The following is a 768-nucleotide window of genomic DNA, read 5'->3' as shown; positions in this document are numbered from 1 at the left end:
CCGGAGACGCCCAGACACGCGAACTTATGCGCGCTTCAAGCCTGGCGCTGCGCAGTCAGCTTGATGAGGCAGGCCTCACGCTTGCCTCAATGGGAGTTGATGCCGCGACAGAAAGCAGAGATGGCCAAGCCGGAGGATGATCCGCTAAAAAGTGCCGTCGCTCTCGCCTACAGCCAGACCGACCAATCTCCCCGTATCGTTGCCAAAGGACGCGGCCTGATCGCGGAACAGATCATATTGCGCGCTCGTGAGCACGGTGTTTATGTGCACGAGTCGCCCGAGTTGGTCTCGCTGCTCATGCAGATCGATCTCGACCAGCGTATTCCACCACAGCTCTACATCGCCGTTGCGGAATTGCTGGCCTGGATCTATCGCCTCGAAAGTGGGCAGCAGATTTCTGCCGCCCCCGTTCTTTCGCCACTGCCTGAAGCACTCGAAGAGTGAACGCGCCGTAAAGAGCCGTGCCTGGCCGTCGGGCTTACGGGCCGACGTGGTAGAATCATGCCCCTCCAAACACCCCTGTGATTGACTTCATCATGTTTTCAGGAATCATCGCCGCTCTGGGCCGCATTACAGAACTGACGCCGCGCAACGACGGCACGCCGACTGTTCGCCTGAACGTCGAGGCCGGACGACTTGGTCTGGAGGATGTCGCGCCGGGTGACTCGATCGCCTGTAGCGGCGTGTGCTTGACTGTCGTGGGAATACAGGACAACAGCTTTTCTGTCGACGTCTCGCCGGAAACCCTGTCATGCACCATCGGGCTCG

General features: G+C 59.8%; 2 protein-coding genes. Both read left to right on the top strand.

The genetic code is table 11. The annotated features are described in order from the left end of the window. Nucleotides 1–99: 99 nt before the first annotated feature. Nucleotides 100–444, top strand: a complete 345-nt coding sequence (locus tag PROAA_RS13555; protein WP_245664284.1) for an EscU/YscU/HrcU family type III secretion system export apparatus switch protein — start codon at nucleotides 100–102, stop codon at nucleotides 442–444. A gap of 92 nt (nucleotides 445–536) precedes the next feature. Further along, a partial coding sequence (locus tag PROAA_RS13550; RefSeq protein ID WP_483771118.1) for a riboflavin synthase family protein occupies nucleotides 537–768 on the top strand: 232 nt, incomplete at its 3' end.

It is taken from the genome of Candidatus Propionivibrio aalborgensis (assembly GCF_900089945.1).
In the GTDB taxonomy this organism is placed as follows: domain Bacteria; phylum Pseudomonadota; class Gammaproteobacteria; order Burkholderiales; family Rhodocyclaceae; genus Propionivibrio; species Propionivibrio aalborgensis.
This window is presented reverse-complemented; position numbering and strand designations above follow the sequence as displayed.